General features: G+C 43.4%; 26 protein-coding genes. 16 read left to right on the top strand and 10 right to left on the bottom strand.

Annotation, left to right across the window (positions count from 1 at the left end; all coding sequences use genetic code 11):
* The first annotated feature begins 1 nt into the window (after nucleotide 1).
* Both ABFW99_RS07195 and ABFW99_RS07190 read left to right on the top strand, forming a co-directional pair.
* A complete protein-coding gene (locus ABFW99_RS07195; RefSeq protein ID WP_349354839.1) occupies nucleotides 2-448 on the top strand; it encodes a hypothetical protein in 447 nt (148 codons plus the stop codon).
* 1 nt (nucleotide 449) lies between these two features.
* Nucleotides 450-662 (top strand): helix-turn-helix transcriptional regulator, encoded by a 213-nt coding sequence (locus ABFW99_RS07190; RefSeq protein ID WP_349354838.1) that lies wholly within the window; start codon nucleotides 450-452, stop codon nucleotides 660-662.
* A 34-nt stretch (nucleotides 663-696) separates the two neighbouring features.
* Here ABFW99_RS07190 and ABFW99_RS07185 read toward each other — a convergent pair whose 3' ends face one another.
* The 3 genes from ABFW99_RS07185 to ABFW99_RS07175 form a co-directional block, all read right to left on the bottom strand.
* Nucleotides 697-1,788 (bottom strand): DUF2914 domain-containing protein, encoded by a 1,092-nt coding sequence (locus ABFW99_RS07185; RefSeq protein WP_349354837.1) that lies wholly within the window; start codon nucleotides 1,786-1,788, stop codon nucleotides 697-699.
* Nucleotides 1,789-2,003: 215 nt separating this feature from the next.
* Nucleotides 2,004-3,272, bottom strand: a complete 1,269-nt coding sequence (locus tag ABFW99_RS07180; RefSeq protein ID WP_349354836.1) for a YCF48-related protein — start codon at nucleotides 3,270-3,272, stop codon at nucleotides 2,004-2,006.
* A gap of 89 nt (nucleotides 3,273-3,361) precedes the next feature.
* Complete coding sequence (locus tag ABFW99_RS07175) at nucleotides 3,362-3,847, bottom strand: hypothetical protein (protein ID WP_349354835.1); 486 nt, start codon at nucleotides 3,845-3,847, stop codon at nucleotides 3,362-3,364.
* Between the two features lie 188 nt (nucleotides 3,848-4,035).
* On the opposite strand from ABFW99_RS07175, the gene ABFW99_RS07170 reads away from it, so the two are divergent.
* Entirely contained in the window at nucleotides 4,036-4,959 is a 924-nt protein-coding gene (locus ABFW99_RS07170) for an SRPBCC family protein (RefSeq protein WP_349354834.1), read from the top strand.
* A 23-nt stretch (nucleotides 4,960-4,982) separates the two neighbouring features.
* Here ABFW99_RS07170 and purM read toward each other — a convergent pair whose 3' ends face one another.
* Together purM and ABFW99_RS07160 are read right to left on the bottom strand one after the other, a co-directional pair.
* On the bottom strand, nucleotides 4,983-5,993 hold the full coding sequence (gene purM, locus ABFW99_RS07165; RefSeq protein WP_349354833.1) for a phosphoribosylformylglycinamidine cyclo-ligase: 1,011 nt from the start codon (nucleotides 5,991-5,993) through the stop codon (nucleotides 4,983-4,985).
* Nucleotides 5,994-5,999: 6 nt separating this feature from the next.
* Entirely contained in the window at nucleotides 6,000-6,524 is a 525-nt protein-coding gene (locus ABFW99_RS07160) for a YfiT family bacillithiol transferase (protein ID WP_349354832.1), read from the bottom strand.
* Nucleotides 6,525-6,979: 455 nt separating this feature from the next.
* Here ABFW99_RS07160 and dtd point away from each other — a divergent pair, with 455 nt between their 5' ends.
* Genes dtd through ABFW99_RS07125 form a run of 7 tightly spaced genes read left to right on the top strand, consistent with a single transcriptional unit; the run spans nucleotide 6,980 to nucleotide 12,064 of the window.
* A complete protein-coding gene (dtd, locus tag ABFW99_RS07155; RefSeq protein ID WP_349354831.1) occupies nucleotides 6,980-7,420 on the top strand; it encodes a D-aminoacyl-tRNA deacylase in 441 nt (146 codons plus the stop codon).
* Nucleotides 7,421-8,311: a hypothetical protein gene (locus ABFW99_RS07150; protein ID WP_349354830.1), complete on the top strand. Its 891-nt coding sequence runs from the start codon at nucleotides 7,421-7,423 to the stop codon at nucleotides 8,309-8,311.
* A 15-nt stretch (nucleotides 8,312-8,326) separates the two neighbouring features.
* Entirely contained in the window at nucleotides 8,327-8,614 is a 288-nt protein-coding gene (locus ABFW99_RS07145) for a nucleotidyltransferase family protein (RefSeq protein WP_349354829.1), read from the top strand.
* Nucleotides 8,607-8,948: a HepT-like ribonuclease domain-containing protein gene (locus tag ABFW99_RS07140; RefSeq protein WP_349354828.1), complete on the top strand. Its 342-nt coding sequence runs from the start codon at nucleotides 8,607-8,609 to the stop codon at nucleotides 8,946-8,948. Before ABFW99_RS07145 ends, ABFW99_RS07140 begins: the two co-directional genes overlap by 8 nt.
* Nucleotides 8,938-9,816, top strand: coding sequence for a patatin-like phospholipase family protein (locus ABFW99_RS07135; RefSeq protein ID WP_349354827.1), 879 nt, complete (start codon nucleotides 8,938-8,940; stop codon nucleotides 9,814-9,816). The genes ABFW99_RS07140 and ABFW99_RS07135 overlap by 11 nt, the downstream gene beginning before the upstream one ends.
* Nucleotides 9,817-9,829: 13 nt before the next feature.
* Nucleotides 9,830-11,392 carry a glycerol-3-phosphate dehydrogenase/oxidase gene (locus tag ABFW99_RS07130; protein WP_349354826.1) on the top strand — a complete coding sequence of 521 codons (1,563 nt, stop codon included), beginning with the start codon at nucleotides 9,830-9,832 and terminating at the stop codon, nucleotides 11,390-11,392.
* A 21-nt stretch (nucleotides 11,393-11,413) separates the two neighbouring features.
* Entirely contained in the window at nucleotides 11,414-12,064 is a 651-nt protein-coding gene (locus ABFW99_RS07125; RefSeq protein ID WP_349354825.1) for a nitroreductase family protein, read from the top strand.
* Between the two features lie 118 nt (nucleotides 12,065-12,182).
* Here ABFW99_RS07125 and ABFW99_RS07120 read toward each other — a convergent pair whose 3' ends face one another.
* Nucleotides 12,183-13,016, bottom strand: coding sequence for a nucleotide excision repair endonuclease (locus ABFW99_RS07120; protein WP_349354824.1), 834 nt, complete (start codon nucleotides 13,014-13,016; stop codon nucleotides 12,183-12,185).
* Nucleotides 13,017-13,297: 281 nt separating this feature from the next.
* Between ABFW99_RS07120 and ABFW99_RS07115 the strand changes: the two genes are divergently transcribed.
* Together ABFW99_RS07115 and ABFW99_RS07110 are read left to right on the top strand one after the other, a co-directional pair.
* On the top strand, nucleotides 13,298-13,555 hold the full coding sequence (locus ABFW99_RS07115) for a type II toxin-antitoxin system Phd/YefM family antitoxin (protein WP_349354823.1): 258 nt from the start codon (nucleotides 13,298-13,300) through the stop codon (nucleotides 13,553-13,555).
* Nucleotides 13,543-13,845, top strand: a complete 303-nt coding sequence (locus tag ABFW99_RS07110; RefSeq protein WP_349354822.1) for a type II toxin-antitoxin system RelE/ParE family toxin — start codon at nucleotides 13,543-13,545, stop codon at nucleotides 13,843-13,845. The genes ABFW99_RS07115 and ABFW99_RS07110 overlap by 13 nt, the downstream gene beginning before the upstream one ends.
* A 127-nt stretch (nucleotides 13,846-13,972) precedes the next feature.
* Here the strand turns inward: ABFW99_RS07110 and ABFW99_RS07105 are convergent, their stop codons facing one another.
* Entirely contained in the window at nucleotides 13,973-14,374 is a 402-nt protein-coding gene (locus ABFW99_RS07105) for a universal stress protein (RefSeq protein WP_349354821.1), read from the bottom strand.
* 116 nt (nucleotides 14,375-14,490) lie between these two features.
* Between ABFW99_RS07105 and ABFW99_RS07100 the strand changes: the two genes are divergently transcribed.
* The 4 genes from ABFW99_RS07100 to ABFW99_RS07085 all read left to right on the top strand — a co-directional run bounded on the left by ABFW99_RS07100 (nucleotide 14,491) and on the right by ABFW99_RS07085 (nucleotide 20,492).
* Nucleotides 14,491-15,900: a CCA tRNA nucleotidyltransferase gene (locus ABFW99_RS07100; RefSeq protein ID WP_349354820.1), complete on the top strand. Its 1,410-nt coding sequence runs from the start codon at nucleotides 14,491-14,493 to the stop codon at nucleotides 15,898-15,900.
* Nucleotides 15,900-16,775 carry a 4-(cytidine 5'-diphospho)-2-C-methyl-D-erythritol kinase gene (ispE, locus tag ABFW99_RS07095; protein ID WP_349354819.1) on the top strand — a complete coding sequence of 292 codons (876 nt, stop codon included), beginning with the start codon at nucleotides 15,900-15,902 and terminating at the stop codon, nucleotides 16,773-16,775. Before ABFW99_RS07100 ends, ispE begins: the two co-directional genes overlap by 1 nt.
* A 121-nt stretch (nucleotides 16,776-16,896) precedes the next feature.
* Nucleotides 16,897-19,374, top strand: coding sequence for a glycogen/starch/alpha-glucan phosphorylase (locus tag ABFW99_RS07090; RefSeq protein WP_349354818.1), 2,478 nt, complete (start codon nucleotides 16,897-16,899; stop codon nucleotides 19,372-19,374).
* Between the two features lie 101 nt (nucleotides 19,375-19,475).
* Entirely contained in the window at nucleotides 19,476-20,492 is a 1,017-nt protein-coding gene (locus ABFW99_RS07085) for a mechanosensitive ion channel family protein (protein WP_349354817.1), read from the top strand.
* Nucleotides 20,493-20,599: 107 nt separating this feature from the next.
* On the opposite strand, the gene ABFW99_RS07080 is transcribed toward ABFW99_RS07085, so the two are convergent.
* Genes ABFW99_RS07080 through ABFW99_RS07070 form a run of 3 tightly spaced genes read right to left on the bottom strand, consistent with a single transcriptional unit; the run spans nucleotide 20,600 to nucleotide 22,543 of the window.
* Nucleotides 20,600-21,412: a TonB family protein gene (locus ABFW99_RS07080; RefSeq protein WP_349354816.1), complete on the bottom strand. Its 813-nt coding sequence runs from the start codon at nucleotides 21,410-21,412 to the stop codon at nucleotides 20,600-20,602.
* Nucleotides 21,413-21,419: 7 nt separating this feature from the next.
* Nucleotides 21,420-21,833, bottom strand: coding sequence for an ExbD/TolR family protein (locus ABFW99_RS07075; protein WP_349354815.1), 414 nt, complete (start codon nucleotides 21,831-21,833; stop codon nucleotides 21,420-21,422).
* A gap of 2 nt (nucleotides 21,834-21,835) precedes the next feature.
* On the bottom strand, nucleotides 21,836-22,543 hold the full coding sequence (locus ABFW99_RS07070; protein WP_349354814.1) for a MotA/TolQ/ExbB proton channel family protein: 708 nt from the start codon (nucleotides 22,541-22,543) through the stop codon (nucleotides 21,836-21,838).
* Nucleotides 22,544-22,547: the final 4 nt, after the last annotated feature.

The raw sequence follows: 22,547 nt of genomic DNA, 5'->3' as shown, positions 1-22,547 counted from the left end.
TATGTCAAAACAAGAAATTTTATCGTGGACCTCTATAGGATTCTCTCTTTCCGTTGTTTTCTTTTATGTGTTATTCGTTTTTGGCTGGCCTGATGCTATCCCTGACTATTCCGATCGGTTTGTAAAAATCTTTTTTAATGTTTTCTGGATAGCGATAATTGTGGAGTTCATAATTGAGCTGACCGAAAGCAAGAATCAAATTAACAAAGACGAACGGGATGAAAAGATCGAAGCCATTGGACATAAGAGGGCTTATTCATTCCTGATTTTTGCGATTGTCGTTATTCTGTTCCAGGTGCTGCTTTCCAATTTCATTGGCGTTGGGGATAATCGTTACCTGTTACTTGGACAGCCGAACATGATCTTCCACGCCTTATTCCTGGTATTATTCTCGGCAAGTATTGTGAAAAGAGCATCCATGCTTTATTACTACCGAAAGAGCTATTGATATGGAAGACGCTCAGGTTGTAAATCAGATTCGAAAGCTTCGGTTTATGCATGGCGAAATGACCCAGGCAGAGCTGGCCGATAAAGTGGGAGTAACACGGCAGACCATCAGCGCGATTGAAGCTGCAAAATACTCCCCTTCCTTAGAGCTGGCTTTTAAAATTGCTACTGTATTCGACAGGCCTTTGGAAGAGGTTTTTACATATAAGGGATAACGTATCACCCCAGACTAAATCACGGTTCTACAGATCAATACGTGCTACTTGATAATCTGTAAGGATGAGCCGTTGAGTCTATGTTTATCTCGAAACTTACGATTCCGAGTACCAGTCCTTCTTTGGTGATTACATCCACCTCCCACTCACCTTCCATCATTTTATTTTTGTAGGTGTATCCCCGAAAACCCTCATCCCTGCCACCGGTTATTTCAAAACCTATTTCATCAATCACTTCCCAGTCGTTCGTATGCGGACTATACCATTTCCAGCGGTGTAATACATCTTTCCTGAAATCGGATGGTGCAAAAATAGATGTAAACACATACACATTAGACCCGGGTTCATATACATATTGATGTCGGTTATCCTTCCAAATTTTGTACCAGGGCTCCCGTTCATAAGTCACAATGTACTTGTCATCGATGCGCTCAACATGATGGGCAACTAACCCCTCGTCCAGTGCAAGTGGAACCGGAGGAATCAAGTTGAAGAAGTAAAACGTATGAATAAGCATGTATATCCCAAAAACAAACCCCAGCATCTTCCCAAAGCTTATTTCATTCCGGGTTGAAGGACTGGCGTTGTAAATATAAATAATCAACCCAAGTGTTATCCCTAAACTGATGGCACCCGATAGCATGAAAATGAACTGGTTCATGGTTCCAACCACCATGGGTACAAAGAAGGTGAAGAAAGTAAAGTTCACAAAAAAGTACGCACTGAACTGAAGGTACTTGTTTGAGATACGTTTCTTAAGTAGTTCATTAGCAAATAACAGAACAACAAGTATAATGAAGAAGATAACGGTTTTGGAAAAAGATACACTTCGGGAAAAATAAATTACATAGGCACTGCATAACCCCCCAAGGAAAAACTGTATAGCCAACGGCAGATAATCCTGATACTTTTCAAAAAAAGTGCCTTCCCATTTTCCATCATCAGAAAGGTTAAAAAGATACAGACAGACCGTTAGGGAACTAAGGTAGGTACATAAAATAATACGGTCGTATAAGCGGTCTATTCGCCCAAGAGTCAGCGAATCCCATACAAAACCGGCCATAAAAAAGACCACCGGTAAATACCGCTGGTTAGCCCGAACGAAAGCCCGAAATCTGTTGATCATGAATAATACATTGAGACCTTAGTTAAATTGGATCCCCAAGATAGGGCGGAAGGATGTTTTTATCAGAAAATATGTAAGGCAATGTATAACCATTCCTATGTATGCTGAACCCAGATTAAAAGGATTTTATGATTACTATGATTAAACACTAACTCAATCAAGAATATCCTTTCATCCTATAAATCAAGGTTCAAAAGAAGTCTGGTTTCACCCGTTCATTTAACCAGGGTCATCTTTCTTCTCTCAATAAATGAGGGTGTTTTCAGCTCATAAAAATAGATACCGCCGGAGAGCCGTGAGGCATCGAAAGTAAGGGTGTGACTTCCCTTAGACTTCACCCCATTGTATAATTCATCTACTTTTCGTCCCATAATATTATAAACGGAAAGCACCACACTGGAAGGCTGTTGTAAGGTAAATTCAATGTTTGTGGCAGGATTAAAGGGATTGGGGTAATTTTGCTTTAATCTGAATCCACGGGCTTGATCTGGTTCTTCTGTGTTTGTTGAAGTAATAACTCTGAATTGGTTATTCCGATAAATTCGTTTATCCGTTACCAGGTATCCGGTTTTATTTTCTGTGAAAAGCACATCATTTATTCGGGTGTCGGGGTCGATTACGTTTTCGGTCCAGCTGTTAAACCCATCACTTGATTCTAATAAAATTCCGTCGTTCCCCGTAATAAATACTGTATCCTCATTTATCCCATTTACGGATATGTAATCGTAATTTGGGAGTATAACTTCCTGCCAATTATTTCCGGAATCATGAGATTTAAATAATTGCTTTGGAACCCCTCTGGAGTTTGAAATTATATATATGGAATTATCTACCACATACGAATCAACAAAATGATGGGACAATACATTTTTAACACTTAATGGCAGAGATACCGGGTTTAAATTTTGACCACCATCAGAAGTCTTGTAAACAAAGTAATTGGTTATAAATAAATTCTTCCCTTTAGCCCCAATGTTAATTACCGTTTCTCTCTCATACATAGTCTCACTGTGGTCAGCAAAATAGTTGTCATAATCAGCTATTACCTCCCATGAATCACCTTTATTAATAGAACGGAGCAGTTTCCTTCCTGCAACATAAATGGTATCCCGACCTTCTGTAAACAGAGATTTTAAATATAAGGGCTCATCCGTTTTCAGCAGATTGTTTGACCAGGTTTTACCTCCGTCTGTAGTTCTGTGAATATTATCATTGTCTCCGAGAACTATTCCATATTCAGAATCATAAAAAGACAAGCCTTCGATACTATACACATTTGGTATTTGAACTAATTCACTCGTCTCAAAACCATCATTTGTTCTGTATAAATAATCAAAGCCATTATATAGGGCAAAACCGAGATCATCATCCAGAAAATATAGCCCGTCAAAAACATAAGCATCGCTTCTGTACACTTCTTCCCATTGAGCAAAAGCCGTACACGTTGTGAAAACACATATAAAGAAAAGCAGGTATTTTTTCATAGGGACTGAGTTTATTTAACGGCTTCTTACCTTAACAGTACATTAAGCCAAATAGTTTATCAGTCAAAGGGTGGTAGGTTACAGATGATCTATGGCTGGGCTACCACTGCTTCAAAATTTCCTTTCACGGAAATCTCATCCCCCGGCTCGTAATCATTGAACGGACGCCTTACAACAACATCAAATTCAAAACTACCTTTTATTTTGTAGGTCTCTGTATCGTATTTGGTAATGGTTACCGAGGGGACTCCATTATCATGATCAATGTCAGCATAAGTAAGAATAGCATCTCCCCCCACTATTTCATAATAAGAGGGATTTCTAACTTTATAACTACCGGTACTGTAATCAAAATCAGTAATGGAAAACGTGAGGTTTTGAGAATTCTCCCACTCGCCCTTTCTCCCAATGATAACTATATCTGCATTCCCAACGTCATTTTGATAAACGTGGGCGTCAGCCGAGTATGTTTTTGAACCAATATTGGCTTCAAAGCTATTACTACCTGTGTCATCATTTAAAATTGAACACCCGTTAAGGAGAACAATCGCGACGAGTAAAAGAAAATTTTTCATAGATTTATATAAAATAGAACAACCTGTAATCATCTTAACCAAAATTTATTTAAGCCTCAAATATCTACTAAGGTATTCATCATTAGCACTTTACGGTTGTTTTATAGGCACTTTTATTTTTAATTATCGTTAGTCTCAGCAATTCAGGTTTTCTATGATGCATTCCTTATCACCATAATCCCATCACCATGCCTAAACTCAATATTGTTAGAAGCACTTTGATAGATTCTTCACCTGATAAAGTTTTTTCTGCCTTAAATGACCTGAACAGTTGGAGAAACTGGTCGCCATGGCTGGTTATGGAACCGGAAGCCAATGTGGATGTGTCAAATGATGGAAAATATTACGAGTGGAAGGGGAAACGAGTAGGCTCCGGGCAGATGAGAATTACCGGGGAAAAAGAAAATGAGTCGGTTAATTATGATCTCACCTTTCTGGAACCTTGGAAATCAGAAGCTAAAGTGAAATTCGATGTTATTCCAAAAGGAGAAAGTTGTGAAGTTCAATGGACGATGGATAGTTCTCTGCCGTGGTTTATGTTCTGGATAAAAAGTATAACGGAGGGATTTATAGGAATGGATTTTGACCGGGGGCTTAACATGTTGAAAGATTATATCGAGAAAGGTCATATAGATTCGAAAATGGAGTTTAAAGGAGAATCTGAATTTCCCGGAGCAACCTATGTAGGAATCAAAACTACCTGCAGCATGGAAGATATCGGTGAAACCATGAAATCTGATTTTGAAAAACTGGAAGCGTTTATCCAATCACATCCTGAGCTGAAAGGTGAAGCCGCTTATTCCATCTATCACGACTGGAACATCCGCAAAAAACAAACAACCTATACGGCCTGTATTGCAATGAATGAGATTCCTGAAGATTTACCGGATGGACTGATTACCGGAAAAATTCCTTCTTCCAAAGTATATACCCTTCGCCATGTGGGATCCTATAAACATCTCGGAAATGCCTGGAGCACTTTAATGAGCATGGAAAGAAACAAAGAGTTCAAAAAGAACAAGAAAATGGATCCTTTTGAAGAGTATATCAGTGATCCTCAAAAAACGGAGGAAAAGGATTTAATTACGGATATACATTTTGGAACGAAGTAAGGAAGTCATGTAAACTGATCTAATCAGATAATACGTCCAAGTTCAATTACTTCTTCTTCACCTGATTCTTTGGCCTTTGCTTTAACGGCATCGGCCTGATCTTCAGAAACCACAGCAATCAACCCAATACCCAGGTTGAACGTTGCTTGCATGTCGTCTTCGGGTACATTACCGATTTCTTGTATTAGCTTATATACGGGTGGACGTTCCCAGCTATCCCAATTGATATCCAGCTTGAGTCCATCCGGTAGAATGCGCTTGGTGTTACCCACAATTCCCCCGCCGGTAATGTGGGAAAAACCGTTTACCCCGTTCATTTCTTTCAGCTCAGTAATCAATGGCAGATAGGACTTGTGAACTTTTAGCAGTTCATCTCCTACAGTGCTTCCCAACTCTTCCACATAGTTCTCTACTTTATACTTACTGAACAGAACTTTTCGGGCCAGAGAATATCCATTGGTGTGCAATCCGGTACTTTTAAAACCAAGGAGAACATCCCCTTTTTGAATGCTATCTCCGTTAATCACTTTGTCTTCATCCACAATACCGACAATGGTTCCGGCCAGATCAAATTCCCCGGCATCATAAATATCGGGCATTTCGGCTGTTTCACCTCCAATCAGGGCAACTCCGTTCTCTTTACAGGCTTTGGCAAATCCTTTAACCACATCCACACCTACGTGCTGCTCCAGCTTTCCGGTGGAAAAATAATCCAGAAAGAATAACGGCTTGGCTCCGCACACAGCAATGTCATTTACGCAGTGGTTAACCAAGTCCTGACCAACGGTATCATATTTTCCAGCTTTAAAAGCCACAATTAGTTTGGTTCCTACGCCATCAACCGAACTCACAAAAACCGGTTTTTTATAGGAGCCCAAATCCGGTCTGAAAAATCCTCCAAAACCACCAATGTTAGAAAGCACCTCCGGTCCGTGCGTATCCTTAACCACGCCTTTAATGGATTCCACCATTTCTTCCCCGGCTTTGATATCTACTCCGGAATCTTTGTAGGTAATTTGTTTCTTATCAGACATTAATTGCTACGATTTTTCTTCTTGGGTTACGAGTCGAATGTGTGCTAAATGATGATTGGAATGCCATGCGTACAAAGCGGCTGACTGAGCCAGCGTAAAGGTGGTTCCGGATTCAGGATTAATATAGGTTCGTTCCCACTGGTTTTCATTCAGGCTCTCATAAATTCGAACCATCATCTCATGGGTGTTCTCAAGCATATCGAGGGTGAGTTCCAGTGGGATATCAAACTGAAAATCTACCTGTATCCAGCCATCCTGATTATAGGGACGGATAGTGGGATTATCTTCGGTTAAAGCCGTTTTAATTCTTACAAGAGAGTTTATATGACTATCCAGTAAATGTGTGATTACCTGTCTCACTGTCCAGCCATCTTCCCTGTATGGAGTAAGTAATATATCATCTGAACATCCCTGAATTTCTTTTCGGATACGTTCCGGTAATAAAGCAATATCATCGAGCCATTGATCCAGTTCTTTCTGAGTATAACTTTCAGGAAGACTTAGCTTACCGATGGGAAATTTTCTGTCCATGTTCAGTCCTTGAAAAAAGAGTTAATGCTTTGCTTAAGAACAATCTAAATATAGAATCTTTGAGAGAGTGTTTTAAGAACTTTTTGGCTTTCTTTTCCACAGCATAATACAATAAGAATGAGATTTATTAATTTTGTAGTAGTAGTAGAGACTGTGGATAAGTGGATAACTTTTTTATCCTGAATTTTCCTGCTCACCTTAAAAACATGTGGATAGTTTTGTGGGAAACCTGCTGATAAAAATCAATACGTTAGAAGGGTTAAGAATTTGTTGTTCACATTCACATATGTTTTTTACATAAAATGGACTTCAAATCCTTCAACAGTAAAAGTTATTCTTTTTGGTTGTTGATTATCCGGTTTGATTGTGGAAACTTGTTCACAACTTTGGGGCATTTTAGTTATCCAACTTTTGTTAATGAGTAATCCACATAGTAATCCACATATCCACAGTTTATGAAAGCAGTTATTCAGCGCGTGAAATCTTCATCCGTAATGGTCGATAATGAAATAACCGGGGCCATCGATCAGGGACTATTGGTATTAATCGGAATCCACGAAGACGACACCCCTGAACAACTGGAGTGGATATGCAATAAGATCGCCAAGCTACGAATTTTTGAGGATGAAGAAGGTAAAATGAATCTTTCCGTTCAGGATGTGGGCGGAGGAATATTGTTGGTTTCTCAATTCACTTTATATGCCAATTCTGATAAAGGCACCCGCCCTAGTTTTATTGAAGCTGCACGTCCCGAAATAGCTGAGCCTATATATGAAGACATGATTGAATGGTTTAACACTCACACTGATTTAGATGTACAAACCGGAGAATTCGGAGCCATGATGAATGTAAAACTGGAAAACGACGGACCGGTAACCATCATTCTGGAGAAATAAATGGCGGTTATTTTCATATTTATAGATGGGGTTGGGCTTGGTGAGAAAGACCCCTCAAATCCTTTTTTTGAAGAAAGGTATAAATCTTTTGAAATTCTGATCGGCGGTTTTTTTAATAAGGGCGCCAAACCCTTTACTCAAAATGACCATCTTTTTAAACCCATAGATGCCAATTTAGGTGTTGAGGGACTTCCCCAAAGCGGAACCGGGCAAACGGCTCTTTTTACCGGGCGAAATGCGGCAAAAGAAATAGGAAAACATTTTGGTCCTTTCCCTCACTCGGGCATCAAGCCTTTCTTGAAGAAAGAGAGTGTTTTTCATGGAGTGAAGGAGTTGGGTAAGAAACCGTATTTTATGAATGCGTATCCCCCCATCTTTTTTGAGCACGCCCAAAAGAGAAACCGTTGGAGCTGTACCACGCTTATGACCAAAAGTGCAGACTTGAAACTGAACTCCACCGAAGATGTTCTTAATGAAAGAGCCCTTACAGCCGAAATTGTACAAAATGCCTGGCGGGAAAAATTAGGCATTGATATCCCGAAAATCACTCCAACCGAGGCTGCAAATCGCATGTTGAACGTAGTGCCTGATTACGATTTGGTACTTTATGAATACTACCTGACCGATAAAGCTGGACACAATCAAAGCCGGGAAGATGCCGAACGGGTATTGAAACCACTGGACGAGTTCCTCCTGCACATCATAAAAGAAAAGCGCAGTTCAGATACTCTGGTCATTACCAGCGATCATGGAAACCTGGAAGACCTCTCCACAAAAACACATACCCGAAATAAGGTGCCCCTTTTTATATTGGGGGAAAATGGATCTGTATTAAATGATGTGAATAGCCTGACTGATGTAAAAGAGGCAATAATTTCGTTAATTGAGTAGCAAACTAATCGAATAATGATTACGAAAGAACAAGAAAATATCATCATAGAAAAAACAAGGCCGTTTAAACCGGAAAGAATCGGAATATTTGGATCCTATGCCCGAAATGAACAAACCAAAGAAAGTGATTTAGACATTCTGGTGAATTTTAGAGACAGGGTTAACTTACTTGACATTATTGGGCTTGAGCAGGAGTTAAGTGATTTGCTCGGAATGAAGGTTGATTTGATAACAGAGAAGTCAGTAGACGGGAAGCTGAGAAATTACATTCGGAAAGATTTAAAACTGATACTGGATGACTAAAGACCCCATTGTTTATATAAAACATATGCTTGAGTGTATTGAGAAAGTTGAAAATTACACGAAGGACGTTAGCGAAGAAGAGTTTTTAGAAAATAATTTGGTCCAGGATGCTGTAATCAGAAATTTTGAGATTATAGGAGAGGCCACAAAACAACTACCAATAAATTTCAGAGAAAAGTATTCGTCTATTGAGTGGAGAAAAATTGCAGGGATGAGAGATAAACTCATCCACGACTATATAGGAGTAGATATAGAATCGGTTTGGGGTGTTGTAGAAGAAATTCTTCCGAGTTTTAAAAAAGAATTGAACTCCATATTAGAGGATGTCGATTAAGAAAATCCATTTAGTATTAGGTAGTGGCGGTGCGCGAGGAATTGCCCACATTGCTGTTATCGAGGAACTGGAAAAACAAGGATATGAAATCATCGAAGTAATTGGCTGTTCGATGGGCGCTGTTGTAGGAGGAATTTACGCTGCCGGCCAACTTCCCGAATACAAAAAATGGCTCACCAGTCTTTCCCGCAGGGATGTGTTTGAACTGCTGGACTTTACCTTCACCAAGCAAGGATTTATAAAAGGAGAAAAGCTTTTTGCCAAGCACCTGGAGGTGACCGGTAAATTTAATATTGAAGAGTTTGATATACCCTTTACAGCTGTTGCCACTGATATGAAGAGTAACGAGGAGGTGCATTTTAAGTCTGGAGATTTATATAAGGCACTGAGAGCCTCCGTTTCCATTCCGGGATTTTTTGTTCCTGTGGTGGATAATGGAAGGGTATTAGTGGATGGTGGTGTGCTGAACCCTCTTCCTATTAATTTGGTGAACAAAAAGGACGATGCTATTATTATAGCTGTGAATCTGAACGGAAGATACAATCCGGCTTATGACAAGAAGCCCGGGCCGGATCGGATTCAGGAAGTGCAAAAGTGGTTTGAGAATCTGCTGCCTGATTCAGTGATAGAAAAACGGAAAAAGAAAGAAAAAATGGATCCCGAAGAAGGGTCTTTTTCGCTGATTGAGCTTATGGATAGCACCTTTAGTTTTACGCAAGACAGGCTTACCGAACTGATGATTGATATTCACAAACCGGACAAGCTCATTGAAATACCCCGAAATGCCAGCGGTATGTTCGATTTTGATCATGCAAAGCAAATATTGGAAGTCGGCAGAGAAGCGTATAATAAAGTTATGAACGATTAGAGGAGTAGTAATAATGAATAGAGCAGCTTTTCTTGAAGAGATAAAGAATTACAATGACTTCTGGGATATTGTTGTTATTGGGGGGGGAGCAACCGGACTGGGTTGTGCTGTTGATGCTGCTTCCCGCGGCTATAAAACGCTGCTTCTTGAAATGCATGATTTTGCCAAGGGAACATCCAGCCGAAGTACCAAGCTTGTCCATGGCGGGGTGCGCTATTTGCAACAGGGTGATGTTTCGCTGGTGATTGAAGCCCTCCATGAACGCGGACTGCTCATCCAGAATGCCCCTCACCTGGTTAGTCATCAATCATTTATAGTACCCAGTTACGAATGGTGGAATGGTCCGTTTTACGGGGTTGGCTTGAAAGTATATGATGCACTGGCCGGAAAGCTGGGGATCAAGAAATCTGAAAACCTGTCGAAAGAGAAAACATTAGAAAAAATTCCCACGCTTGAGCCTAAGGACCTGCGTGGCGGGGTGATGTATTATGACGGCCAGTTTGATGACTCCCGCCTGTCCATTAATCTCGCCCAAACCATTGCTGATGAAGGAGGTTATCCGCTGAATTACATGAAGGTGACCGGCCTGAAGAAAAATGGTAAAGGATTTATAGAAGGCCTGCAAGCACGGGACATGCTGAACGGGGAAGATCATGAAATCAATGCCCGGGTGGTGATTAATGCCACGGGCATTTTCACCGACCACATCATGAAAATGGATGAGGAGAATCATGAAAACATCATTCTGTGTGCACAGGGAATACACCTGGTTTTGGATAAAGATTTTTTACCGGGCGAGTCGGCCATTATGGTACCTCACACCGATGACGGGCGAGTGCTGTTCGCTGTTCCTTGGCATAATAAAGTGATTGTAGGAACTACCGACACTCCAATAGAAAAACCGGCGCTGGAACCAGTGGCTCTGGAAGAAGAGATTGAATTCATATTGCGTCATGCGGCTCAATATCTCACCAAAAACCCCTCCCGAAAAGATGTGAAAAGTGTGTTTGCCGGATTACGTCCGCTGGTAAAACCGCCGGATGTAAAAAAGACTTCTGATATATCAAGAAGTCATCACCTGCAGGTATCAGAATCGGGCTTGGTAACCATTGCCGGTGGAAAGTGGACAACCTACCGTAAAATGGCCGAAGACACTATCGACCGGGCAGCGTTGGTGGCAGGATTGGAGGTGAAAGAATGCCCGACCAAAGACCTTCGTATTCACGGCTGGCTTAAAAATGTGGATCGGAACGACCACCTGTTTGTGTATGGATCAGACAAGGTAGCCCTGCAAAAGCTGATTGATGAAAACGAGGAGTTGGCAGAACAGCTACACCCCGATCTTCCCTACATTAAAGCAGAAGTGATTTGGGCCGTGCGAAATGAGTTGGCCCAGACCATCGAAGATGTGCTATCGCGGCGTACAAGAGCACTACTGCTGGATGCCAAAGCCAGCGTGGAAATGGCCCCCGAAGTTGGGCGATTACTGGCGCAGGAATTCGGGAAAGACGAAAGCTGGGTGGAACAGGAAGTGAAGGAATACAAACAGGTTGCCAAAAATTACATCCTGGAATAATTGAAAAATGAACAAGCAGTAATGAATACGGAAGAAGCCATACAACAACGCCGGACCCTGAAATTGAGGGTAAATCCGGATGACCCTTTGCCGGTGACTAAAGGAGCAGAATTTAACAAAACCATCGAGTGGTTGATAGAGCTGGCCGGACAGGCGCCCTTTCATTATCAAAGTGCGGAGAACCATCAAAAGAAGAAGCTGACCGGCGCTGAGCCCTGGAGGTTTCACGTGCTGGATGGAAAAAGCTGCCGGAAATTACTACAAAGCTTGAATAAAGAAGAACCCATGAAAGCCAGCGAGGGCATCAGGCAAATGCTGGCCGCGGCTGATGCTTTAATCCTGGCTACCTGGCTACCGGAAAAATCAAGATCCCTGAGTCGCAGGTTTCACCCTAATGTAAAAAACATGGAGCATATTGCTGCTACCGGGGCCGCCATCCAAAACTTGCTGCTTGCTGCAACGGATAAGGGGATTACCAACTATTGGTCTTCGGGTGGGTGCCTGAGAAAGCCAAAAGTGCTGGAGTTTCTAGGGATCCCAAAGAATGAAATTCTGCTGGGTGCTGTCTTTCTCTTCCCGGATGAATATCCCGAAACAGTCCAAACCAAAACAGGTAAAAACCGTGATGCCAAAGGAGAGCTGAAAGACTATATGGAGTGGGTTGAGCTTTAGGCTGGCCCGTTTCGCTCCGACGCAGAGCGTCAGAGCGAGGTGTTATTAAACTGAACATTCAATGTTGCCCATCCCGCCTGGTTCCGGTCGCTCCGCGCCGGAACATATATTGTACACTCTACTCGTTCATAAGTGCTAATAAATCATCAATATCATCCTGGTTGATGAGTTCTGACCGCAACCCAAGCTCATTCTTCATTCGGTAGTTTCGTTGCGGACCGAGGGTGAAAAACATCCGGAGCTGTTCCAGTTCGTTGTCAAAGTAGTTCTCGGTGAACCGGTCTTTAAAAGTCAGGGCCATAATGTGTTCCTCAAACTGATCGGCCAGCAGGCTGGAAGACCCTTTCAGAAACTGATCCACTAAACCCCCCGACTTTTCATCCAGCCGAAGCTGAAATTTTTGAGGGGTAATCCGGTTTAGTAGCTGGCTGGGCAGATAATGCGCACTGGTGATGCTTGTTTCTTGCACAAAAAGCAGTTTCAGCAAAGCACCGAGTCCCTTTCGGGTTTTAAGGTGACCTTTAAAGCACCCGTACACCTCCGGGTAGTCATCCAGCACCCGCATCGACAAGCGGAACTCTTTTTTATTACCCCGGCGCGCGGTGGAAATGTAGTAGTAAGTCTCCGGTTTTTTGTTGGCGTGATTGAAAGGTGGCCTCAATGATCGGATGAGCAGGTTTTCGAGCAGAATCGCATCCGTTTCGGTATTGCATACCTCGTAACTGATGCGCTCCAGGTGGGCGATCATCCGTTGTACTTTTTTGGACTTTGAGTACCGGTACGAAGTAATACGCTGCTGCAGGTCTTTTCCCTTTCCCACATACAAAACCTGATCGTGCTTGTCGTACATGGTATATACGCCCGGCTCATGCGGAGGAAGCTCCTCTCCCATGGCATTATTCACCCGTTCTTTCTGGGTGATGGCGGTGGGTTCAAACAAGTCTAAAGTCACGAAAGGAATATTTTTTGATAGCTAACAACAAAGGCTAAAATAGAAGAATAGCGACTAAAAGTGGAATGATATATTTTGAGGATCTGAAATTAGCTTTATCCTCATTTCGGTGCTCTGCTCTGGAATGCTTAATGAGTCTCTGATTCAAACAATGCTACCCCTCTACTTACTCAGCACCGCACCCACTTTTTCGCTCTGTACCTAATAGTGTAAAGTGCTTTGTTTTTTAATTTCAAAGCAATATTGCCCATTTTTCTTGAAAGTGATACTTTAGTATTACTATGAAAACCGAATTAGTCACAACACTTAAACGTCAAGCAACCAAACTTCTCAAAGAGTTACGAGAGGAAAAAGAACCGGTGCTTATTACTGAGCATGGAAAACCTTCAGCATATCTTGTGGATGTGGAGCATTTTGAACACATTCAAAAAAAATTATCTCTCCTTGAAGGATTGGCTCGTGGTGAAAAAGCAATTCTTGAGGGTCGTATTGTTCCCCATGCGGAGGCGAAAAAGCGCATGGCAAGATGGCTCGAATAATTTGGACTGAATCGGCTCTCAATGAGCTAGACGAAATAGCTGACTACATTTCTTTAGATAATCCAGCAGCTGCAAAGAAGTTAGTTCGATCTGCTTTCGAAAAAATAGAGTGCCTGGCTTCGCATCCTAAAAGTGGTAAGCTTGTTGAAGAGATTGATAACTCTATATATAGGGAAGTAGTGTTTTCTCCATGCCGGATATTCTATCGGGAGGAAAATGAGATTGTATATATAATTCATGTAATCCGTGAAGAACAATTTCTGCACATTGATCTACTTAAATCGCGGTAGAGAAATTGCTGTAACAATACATTTAACCCTTTTCTGGCGCTAACCTCGTTCCGGCTCCCTGCTCCGGAATGCTTACACGAGGCTCTGCCTCAAACTAAGAACGGGCCACTACTCATCAGCCCAACCTTTATTTAATCAGCGTAACCCCGCCGGAGATATGCTCAATAATATAATTACTGATTCCACCCGGGCCTTCGTCATTGATATCCCACTTAAAATCAGCTCCCCCAATAAACAGGTGATCGGCTTTCAGCTTTTTCATTTGCTCCACAATCACCTTGCCCGGCTCGCCGGTTTCCACGTAAGGTGTAAGCGGGCCTTCTTTGCCGGCGATGTCTTCGAAGGTGTATTTGGCCATTTCAACAATAGCTTTGGCTTCAGTAAGGGCATCATCATCGATGGCAACCACCAGAATATAGACTTCCGGCTCGGTGCGTAAATCCCGAAAAAGCTCTGCCGCATATTTTACCGCCGCACTGGCATATTTTGTACCGTTGGTAGCTATTACCCACTTTTTTGCATTTCCCATAGACTATTTATTTGTTAAACGGTCTTTAAATGTATGAATTAATATCCTTGAAAATATCTTAGTTCTCCTCTGAAAGCAATCGCTAACATTCCTATCTTTGGCATGCTTTGAAACACATGGAAAACATACCGGCCGAACATCAAAACGTATTTACCATCATCAGCGACGCTGCACAGGAATTGGACTGTCCTGTTTATGTTGTTGGCGGCTACGTCCGGGATTACTATCTCAACCGCTCTAAACAAGGAGAGATAGATATCGACTTTGTTACAGTCGGCTCCGGAATTAAGCTGGCGCGCAAAGTTTCGGAAAAAATTGAAGGCTCTTCGCTGGCTGTGTACAAGCAGTTCGGAACCGCACAGGTTAAAGCCGGAGAGCTGGAACTGGAATTTGTGGGCGCCCGAAAAGAAAGCTATCGAAAGAATTCCCGCAAGCCCATTGTTGAAGACGGCACCCTGGAAGACGATCAACTACGGCGCGATTTAACCATTAACGCCTTATCATGGTCGCTGAATAAAGGGAACTTTGGGGATTTGAATGACCCCTTCGGCGGGATGGACGACCTGGAACGGGCACTCATCCGCACCCCCATCGACCCGGAAAAAACCTTTGATGACGATCCCCTGCGGATGATGCGGGCCATTCGTTTTGCTTCTCAGCTGAATTTCCGTATCGAAGAAAACACCTTTGATGCCATTACCGAAATGTCGGAGCGCATTAACATTATTTCTAAAGAGCGGATTATTGAAGAGCTGAATAAAATTATTATGAGTGATAATCCGTCACTTGGTTTCACAATGCTTTTTAAGACGGGACTGCTGAAAGAGTTCTTTCCAGAAATGCACAACCTGCACGGCGTTAAGGAAGTGAAAGGTGTTCGTCATAAAGATAATTTCTGGCATACGCTTAAGGTGCTGGATAATGTGATTGAGATGGACGCGGACCTTTGGCTGCGATGGTCGGCCATCATGCACGATATCGCCAAGCCTCCTACTCAGCGTTTTCAGGAGGGTGCCGGCTGGACGTTCCACGGTCATGATGCCCTGGGGGCCAAGTGGACCAAAAGAATATTTCGCCGGTTGGGGCTTCCGTTGGATGAACGCATGCGTTATGTAAGGAAGTTGGTTCGGCTACACCTGCGCCCCATTGCCCTGGTTTCAGATGAGGTTTCGGATAGTGCGATTCGACGGTTAATTTATGAGGCTGGCGACGATATCGACGACCTGATGAAACTGTGCCGGGCTGATGTGACCACAAAGAACGACTACAAGCAGGAGCGTTACCAAAAAAACTTTGATTATGTGGAGCGGCGCATTAAAGAAGTGGAAGAAAAAGACCGCATCCGCAACTGGAAGAACCCGCTTTCCGGAGAGGAGATTATGAAGGCGCTCAACATCAAACCCAGTCGCACGGTGGGTGATATAAAAGATGCAGTGAAGGAAGCAATCTTAAATGGGGATATCCCAAACGAACACGATGCCGCATTTGAGTTTATGATGAAACACAAAGAAGATTTTTTAAACTGATGGCTGAACTCTGGATTTCAAATTCATATGCAAAAATAAACCTTGGGCTGAACGTGCTCGAGCGACAGGAGAACGGTTATCACACCATTGAAACCGGCTTCTGCTTTATAGAATGGAACGACCGGTTTGAGGTAAAACATGCTCCTCGAATGGAATTGGTAATGAGCGATGAAAAAATTCCGGTCGATGATACCAACCTCATTGTAAAAGCCATTAAGCTTTTGCAAAAGGAAGCCGGGTTGAAAGACGAATTTTATATAGAAGTAGAAAAAAACATTCCAGCCGGTGCGGGCCTTGGCGGAGGAAGCAGCAACGCAGCTACCACCCTTCGCATGATGAACAAGATTGCGAACCTTGGATTAAATCAGGATGACCTCATGCAATTGGGGAAAAAGATCGGTGCCGATGTCCCTTTTTTCATCAAGGGAAAACCGGGTTTTGCTACGGGCATTGGAGAAGAAATTGAGGAACTGGATATTCAGCCCGACGCATGGATAGTAACAGCCTTCCCGGAAATAGAAAGCAGTACGGCCGAAGCCTACCAGTTTTGTGAGCCCAACCCCGAACCAGAGTTTTCACTAAAAAATGTATTACTGGAAGAAGAACCTAAAGAGTGGAGATATCTTCTGATGAACCAGTTGGAGCCAGCCGTTTTTCCCCGACACCATTTGGTTGGCAACATTAAGGATCAGCTTTATGAGTTCGGAGCTGATTATGCCAGTATGAGCGGAAGCGGTTCCAGTGTTTTTGGCGTTTTTCAGCAGGATTTTGTTGCAATTAACGCCTATGAGTCGTTTCATAAGCTCGGTTTCCCTGCCAACCTCACCCGGCCGAAATTTGAGCCTGATTCAGGTATTTATGTAAAGGAAGAGTGAGGGTGATTAGTGAAAAGCGATAAAGTACTTCACACTTTGATGGAGGTGCCTGTCAGCTAATAATCACTTGTCACTAATCACGTGAAAAGATTTAAAGATTATTTATTAAGAACCAGATTTTATGAGTACCAAAAAGATGAACGGAGTGAATATCAGGTCAGGAATGGATAAGGACTCGCTTCGGGAAGACATTAAACTGCATCTTCGTCATACCCTGGCCAAGGATGAATTTTCAACCACAAGCTGGGATAAATACCGAAGTGTGGCGCTTACCATTATGGATCGTCTTAATGACCGAATGCTGAAAACACAGCAGCATTTTTATAAGACGAACGCCAAGCGGGTGTACTACCTGTCTATGGAGTACCTGATTGGCCGGCTTCTGGACAATATGCTGGTGAATCTGGATGTGCGAGACCTGGTTGCTGAAGCTCTGGACGATCTGGACCTTTCTTATAAAGAAATACGTGATCAGGAATGGGATGCCGGGCTTGGAAACGGTGGTCTTGGCCGGCTAGCAGCATGCTTCCTTGATTCTATGGCCACGCTGGGAATTCCGGCTATCGGTCACGGCATTCGTTATGATTATGGAATTTTCTACCAAAAAATAAAAGACGGTTACCAGATCGAGCGGCCGGATTTATGGCTGAAATATGGAAACCCATGGGATACGGTGCGCCCTAAAGTGCAGTACCCGGTAGAGTTCTATGGGAACCAAGCTACGCTTCAATCCAGCAATGGAAACACCCATTATGGCTGGGAAAATACACATCGCGTAAAAGCAGTGGCTTACGACACCCCCATACCGGGTTATGACAATGGCATTGTGAATTACCTGCGATTATGGAAGGCAGAATCATCGGCCGGAATTGACCTGAAAAGTTTTAACCAGGGACAGTACATCGATGCGGTTCGGGATAATCAGTTAGAGCAGAATATTTCCCGTGTACTCTATCCAAACGATAAGGTATTTGTGGGACAGGAGCTGCGCCTGAAACAGGAGTACTTCCTTGTTTCGGCTTCGATGCAGGATATCATCCGGCGCTTCAAAAAACAGTCGTCTGATTTCACCAAGTTTCCTGAAAAAGTATCCATTCAGTGTAACGATACGCACCCTAACCTGGCTATACCCGAATTGATGCGCTACCTGCTCGATGAAGAACATATGGAGTGGGAAAAAGCCTGGGACATCACGGTAGATACCATGGCTTATACCAACCACACCTTGTTACCGGAGGCTTTGGAAAAATGGCCGGTTTCCCTTGTTCGAAATCTGCTGCCCCGCCACCTGAATATCATTTATGAAATTAACCGTCGTTTTCTGGACGATGTAAAAATTAAACTTGGCGATGATAAAAACCGCCAGAGCCGAATGAGCATTGTGGGCGAAGGTGAGCATCCGGTAGTTCATATGGCACATCTGGGTATTGTAGGTTCTCATAAAGTGAATGGCGTGGCTGCCATGCACTCACGTTTGCTGAAAGAATCTATGTTCCGCGATTTTGATGAGATGTATCCGGATAAATTCACCAATAAAACCAACGGGATTACACCCCGCCGATGGCTGAAACAATGCAACCCGGCCCTTTCTGATTTGATCTCAGACAAAATTGGAGACGACTGGATTACCGAACTCGAAGAACTGAAGAAGATCAACAAGTTCGCTGACGATAAGAAGTTCAGGAAGAAGTTTGCCGAGATTAAGCTGGAGAACAAGAAGCATCTCGCGGAATACATTAAAGAGCATAACGACCTGGATGTAGATCCGGAGTCTATGTTTGATATTCAGATTAAGCGAATACACGAGTATAAACGTCAGCTGATGGCAGCATTGCATGTGATTACGCTGTACAACCGCCTGAAAGAAAATCCGGAAATGGATATGACCCCAAGAACGGTGATTTTTGCCGGAAAAGCAGCTCCGGGTTATACCATGGCCAAGCTCCACATTAAGCTGATTAACAGCATTGCCGAAGTGGTGAATAACGATCCGGAAGTAAACCAAAAACTGAAGTGTGTATTCCTGCAGAACTACAGCGTAACGCTGGCCGAAAAACTGATCCCGGCCGCCAACCTTTCTGAGCAAATTTCTACAGCGGGAATGGAAGCATCCGGAACCGGTAACATGAAGTTTGCCCTGAATGGAGCTCTGACTATCGGTACGCTGGACGGTGCTAATGTGGAAATAAAAGAAGAAGTAGGCGACGAAAATATCTTCATCTTTGGATTGGAAGAAGAAGAAATCGATCAGCTTCGACGGGAGGGATACAACCCATGGGATTACTACAACGCCAATGAAGAATTGAAGCAGGCGCTGGACCAAATCCGGGGCGGGTTCTTCAGTAATGGAGATAAAGAGTTATTCCAGCCGATTATTAATGCGCTGCTGCATGAAGGTGATTACTTCATGGTGCTGGCCGATTACGAAGCCTATGTGAACAAGCAGAAAGAAGTTTCGGCTCTGTTCAAAGATCAGGACGAATGGAATCGCAAAGCCATACTGAACACAGCAAATATCGGGAAGTTCTCGAGCGACCGAACCATCAATGATTACAACGATGAGATTTGGAACGCGCCGAAAGTAAGTCTCGATAAATAAGTGGGAGTTAAAGTGGAGGGTCGTTCTGGTTACGAGCCTGCTTTCAGTTAGTATCGGAAAAACGTGTGGGTTTTTTGTTTCAATCCATTACATTTGGCTCTATGAATCAATTACCAACAACAGCACCATCACAAATAGATTCCCTCGCACCTGATAGCGGGCTTATCCGGGCAGACTCGGTAAACATTCCCAACCCAACGGATTATTCTCTGTCTGAATTTTTTATCTATATCTGGGACTTACTACAGGTTCAGCTTTTCTCCATTCAGAATACGCCGGTTACCTTTCTTAAGCTGATTGTTTTCATTCTGCTGCTGATAGGCTTTTCCTTCCTGGCTTCTTTTACAAAGAGAATGTTGAACCGCAAAATTCTACCCCGGTTCGTTAAGGATGGCGGACTTCGCTATACCCTTTCGAGGATGTCTCAATATGTGGTGGTGGTTATCGGTGTGTTTATCTCCTTCCAGTTCCTGGGAATAAATATGACTGGGCTTGCGGTTATTTTTGGTTTTCTGTCGGTTGGTATTGGTTTTGGCCTGCAGAACATCACCTCGAATTTTATCTCAGGTTTGATTGTACTTTTCGAACGCCCCATTTCTGTTGGCGACCGCGTGATGGTTAATAACATTGAAGGAGATATACAGGAAATAAACATCCGTTCAACAAAAGTAAAAACGCTGGACAACATCTCTATCATTGTGCCAAACTCAGAGTTTGTGTCAAAGGATGTGATCAACTTTTCACATGGGGATCCTACGTATCGGTTAGGCATAGATGTAGGGGTATCTTATTCTTCTGATCTTGACAACGTGCTGAAGGCTCTCAATGAAGTAGCTGAGGAAAGCGAGGATGTGCTTAAAACACCTAATCACGAAGTGCAGCTACGAAGCTTTGGAGATTCCTCCTGGGATATGAAGCTGCTGGCCTGGATTCCGGATGTGAAGAAAAGATATCAGGTACAAAACGCATTGAACCAGGCAATTGTACGGAAGTTTGCCGAATACGATATCGAGATTCCATTCCCGCAAAGAGACTTACATGTACGCTCGGGTTTGAACTTTGATAAGGATGATGTTAAGCACGGCTCTGAGGACTCTGATACATCTGCCGAGAAATAAGCCGATGTTCAATAATGGATGTTAGTTCAAACAATTATTTTACGCAGTAGTGGCATCAAAAAAAGGATGCTAAACTTGGGAAAGATGATATTCCGGACTTGCAGATCTTAGTCAAACACAAATCGGAAAGTGATGGTACCCCACTGAGTTTGCTGAGGAACGCCACCCGGTAATCGTGAAAAGCGCCAGGTACGGAGCGTGCTCATCACTTCTCTCTCCAGTTCCGGGTTCATTTTTTTTAAGGGGATGATTCTTCCAACGGTTCCATCCGGCCTTACTTCAAAACGAACCGTAATAACAGCCTCTTCATTGGCAGAGTTTTCGGGAAGGGGTTGAACCATGGGGGAGCGGTCAATTTCTCCCTCCCATTTAAGTTCATAGGGGGATGTTTTCTCTTCATCATTTCCAATACCCTGGTCAGAGTTCATATCGCCGCGGGCTCCGTCCACATCGCCGCTTTCTTTAGCCCCATCGGTAGAGGTCTCATTTTCTTTGGCAACCGGCGGTACTTCCACTTCTTCCTCTTCCGGCTTGGTTTCTTCCTGATTCGGATCAATTTTCTCCGTTTCAGGAGTTGAAACCGGGTCTTCCTGAACGTCTTCCGTCTGATCAGACAGATCCACAGCCTTGGTTTGTTCTTCGGTAGTCTCCTGTGGAGTTACTTCCGGTTCGGGCGCTTCTTCAACGGGTTGTTCGGGCTCTGTTTCAGAAGGATTGGGGCGCTGGGCAACTTCCTCGTTTTTAACTTCAGAATACTCGGCAAGCTGGCCGGTTTTAAATTCACCAAACTCCACTTCAATGTAAGACGGACGTGCATTCCGGTTCATATCTAAGGTAAACCATAGAGAGAACAGCAATAAAGCCGCATTTAACCCGAAGGTTACATACAGTGCTAAGCGATCGTCTTCCGTGAATTTCATGAGATGATTATGAGCCTTGTTCGGTGGCCATTACAATTTTTAGATTTAAAGCCTTGCTTACATTCATTACGCGAACGGCGTCATCAACTTTGGCATCTTTGTCGGCTCTCAGTACAACGGTTCCCTGAGGCTTATTATTTCGGGCATTTCGAATGGCCGTTGCCAGCGATCCGCGGGCTGTTAAATCGCCGTCCACATAAAACTCACCGTCTTTGGTAACGGCAACTGAAATAAATTGCGGCTCGGTTGCGGCACTGCTTTCCGCTTTGGGGACTTCAACACGAATACCAAAATTGGTCACGAAAGAAGAAGTCAACAAGAAGAAAATAAGCAGCAACAGTACAATATCCGTCAGCGACGACTGTGAGAACAGCGACAGCGGCGGAAGCTTTTTATCTCCACGTCTGAAATCGCGCGACATAATTAGTTATTCTCTTTTTTTGCAGGTGATTGAAGAAGGTCGAGGAAATCAGCTGAGGCGTTTTCCAGCTCAAAAATAGAGCGGTTGATTTTACCCAGCAGAAAGTTGTAGAAGCCGTAGGCAATAAGGCCGACAATCAGGCCGGCTGCCGTTGTAATCAGGGCCTCCCAAATACCACCGGCCAACACGCTCGGGTTCACGTTTCCCTGAAGAGATTGAATATCCATAAAGGCCTCAATCATACCGGTTACGGTTCCGGTGAAACCCAGTAATGGCGCTACGCCGGCAACGGTTGCCAGCCAGTTCATGCGTTTTTCGAGGAAGAAAATCTCTTTCTTTCCGGCATTGTCGATGGCATCCTCGATATCACGAATGGGCCTTCCCAGCCGCTTAATACCTGCCTTAATAATTCGGGCAATGGGCTTGTCAAACTCGTCGCAATAATCCATAGCGTTGGAAGCTCCCCCTTTTCCGGACTTGAGCATGCTCTCAATAGTGGAAAGAAACTTTTCCGGTGCTACATGAGAGCGGTTAACCGCGCTCCAGCGCTCAGCGATTACGTAAATCGAGATAGCGAAAAGAATAAAGATGGGGATCATTAAGACGCCGCCTTCGATCAAAAGGTCAAAAAAGGTGACGGTCTCTTCCTGCATGGCCATCAGTGAGTCAACCGAGGCCGTGTCTTGCAAAAAAATCAGCAATAAGTGCATGTAG

Source organism: Gracilimonas sp. BCB1, assembly GCF_040117685.2.
Lineage (GTDB): Bacteria > Bacteroidota > Rhodothermia > Balneolales > Balneolaceae > Gracilimonas.
This window is presented reverse-complemented; position numbering and strand designations above follow the sequence as displayed.

Coding starts and splice junctions, on each gene's coding strand:
- ABFW99_RS07150 (WP_349354830.1), top strand. CDS start 7,421: ATGGCGGTTATTTTCATATTTATAGATGGGGTTGGGCTTGGTGAGAAA.
- ABFW99_RS07190 (WP_349354838.1), top strand. CDS start 450: ATGGAAGACGCTCAGGTTGTAAATCAGATTCGAAAGCTTCGGTTTATG.
- ABFW99_RS07075 (WP_349354815.1), bottom strand. CDS start 21,833: ATGTCGCGCGATTTCAGACGTGGAGATAAAAAGCTTCCGCCGCTGTCG.
- ABFW99_RS07090 (WP_349354818.1), top strand. CDS start 16,897: ATGAGTACCAAAAAGATGAACGGAGTGAATATCAGGTCAGGAATGGAT.
- ABFW99_RS07130 (WP_349354826.1), top strand. CDS start 9,830: ATGAATAGAGCAGCTTTTCTTGAAGAGATAAAGAATTACAATGACTTC.
- ABFW99_RS07125 (WP_349354825.1), top strand. CDS start 11,414: ATGAATACGGAAGAAGCCATACAACAACGCCGGACCCTGAAATTGAGG.
- ispE (WP_349354819.1), top strand. CDS start 15,900: ATGGCTGAACTCTGGATTTCAAATTCATATGCAAAAATAAACCTTGGG.
- ABFW99_RS07110 (WP_349354822.1), top strand. CDS start 13,543: ATGGCTCGAATAATTTGGACTGAATCGGCTCTCAATGAGCTAGACGAA.
- purM (WP_349354833.1), bottom strand. CDS start 5,993: ATGTCTGATAAGAAACAAATTACCTACAAAGATTCCGGAGTAGATATC.
- ABFW99_RS07140 (WP_349354828.1), top strand. CDS start 8,607: ATGACTAAAGACCCCATTGTTTATATAAAACATATGCTTGAGTGTATT.
- ABFW99_RS07170 (WP_349354834.1), top strand. CDS start 4,036: ATGCCTAAACTCAATATTGTTAGAAGCACTTTGATAGATTCTTCACCT.
- ABFW99_RS07195 (WP_349354839.1), top strand. CDS start 2: ATGTCAAAACAAGAAATTTTATCGTGGACCTCTATAGGATTCTCTCTT.
- ABFW99_RS07185 (WP_349354837.1), bottom strand. CDS start 1,788: ATGATCAACAGATTTCGGGCTTTCGTTCGGGCTAACCAGCGGTATTTA.
- ABFW99_RS07135 (WP_349354827.1), top strand. CDS start 8,938: ATGTCGATTAAGAAAATCCATTTAGTATTAGGTAGTGGCGGTGCGCGA.
- ABFW99_RS07180 (WP_349354836.1), bottom strand. CDS start 3,272: ATGAAAAAATACCTGCTTTTCTTTATATGTGTTTTCACAACGTGTACG.
- ABFW99_RS07100 (WP_349354820.1), top strand. CDS start 14,491: ATGGAAAACATACCGGCCGAACATCAAAACGTATTTACCATCATCAGC.
- ABFW99_RS07145 (WP_349354829.1), top strand. CDS start 8,327: ATGATTACGAAAGAACAAGAAAATATCATCATAGAAAAAACAAGGCCG.
- dtd (WP_349354831.1), top strand. CDS start 6,980: ATGAAAGCAGTTATTCAGCGCGTGAAATCTTCATCCGTAATGGTCGAT.
- ABFW99_RS07175 (WP_349354835.1), bottom strand. CDS start 3,847: ATGAAAAATTTTCTTTTACTCGTCGCGATTGTTCTCCTTAACGGGTGT.
- ABFW99_RS07080 (WP_349354816.1), bottom strand. CDS start 21,412: ATGAAATTCACGGAAGACGATCGCTTAGCACTGTATGTAACCTTCGGG.
- ABFW99_RS07115 (WP_349354823.1), top strand. CDS start 13,298: ATGAAAACCGAATTAGTCACAACACTTAAACGTCAAGCAACCAAACTT.
- ABFW99_RS07085 (WP_349354817.1), top strand. CDS start 19,476: ATGAATCAATTACCAACAACAGCACCATCACAAATAGATTCCCTCGCA.
- ABFW99_RS07105 (WP_349354821.1), bottom strand. CDS start 14,374: ATGGGAAATGCAAAAAAGTGGGTAATAGCTACCAACGGTACAAAATAT.
- ABFW99_RS07070 (WP_349354814.1), bottom strand. CDS start 22,543: ATGCACTTATTGCTGATTTTTTTGCAAGACACGGCCTCGGTTGACTCA.
- ABFW99_RS07160 (WP_349354832.1), bottom strand. CDS start 6,524: ATGGACAGAAAATTTCCCATCGGTAAGCTAAGTCTTCCTGAAAGTTAT.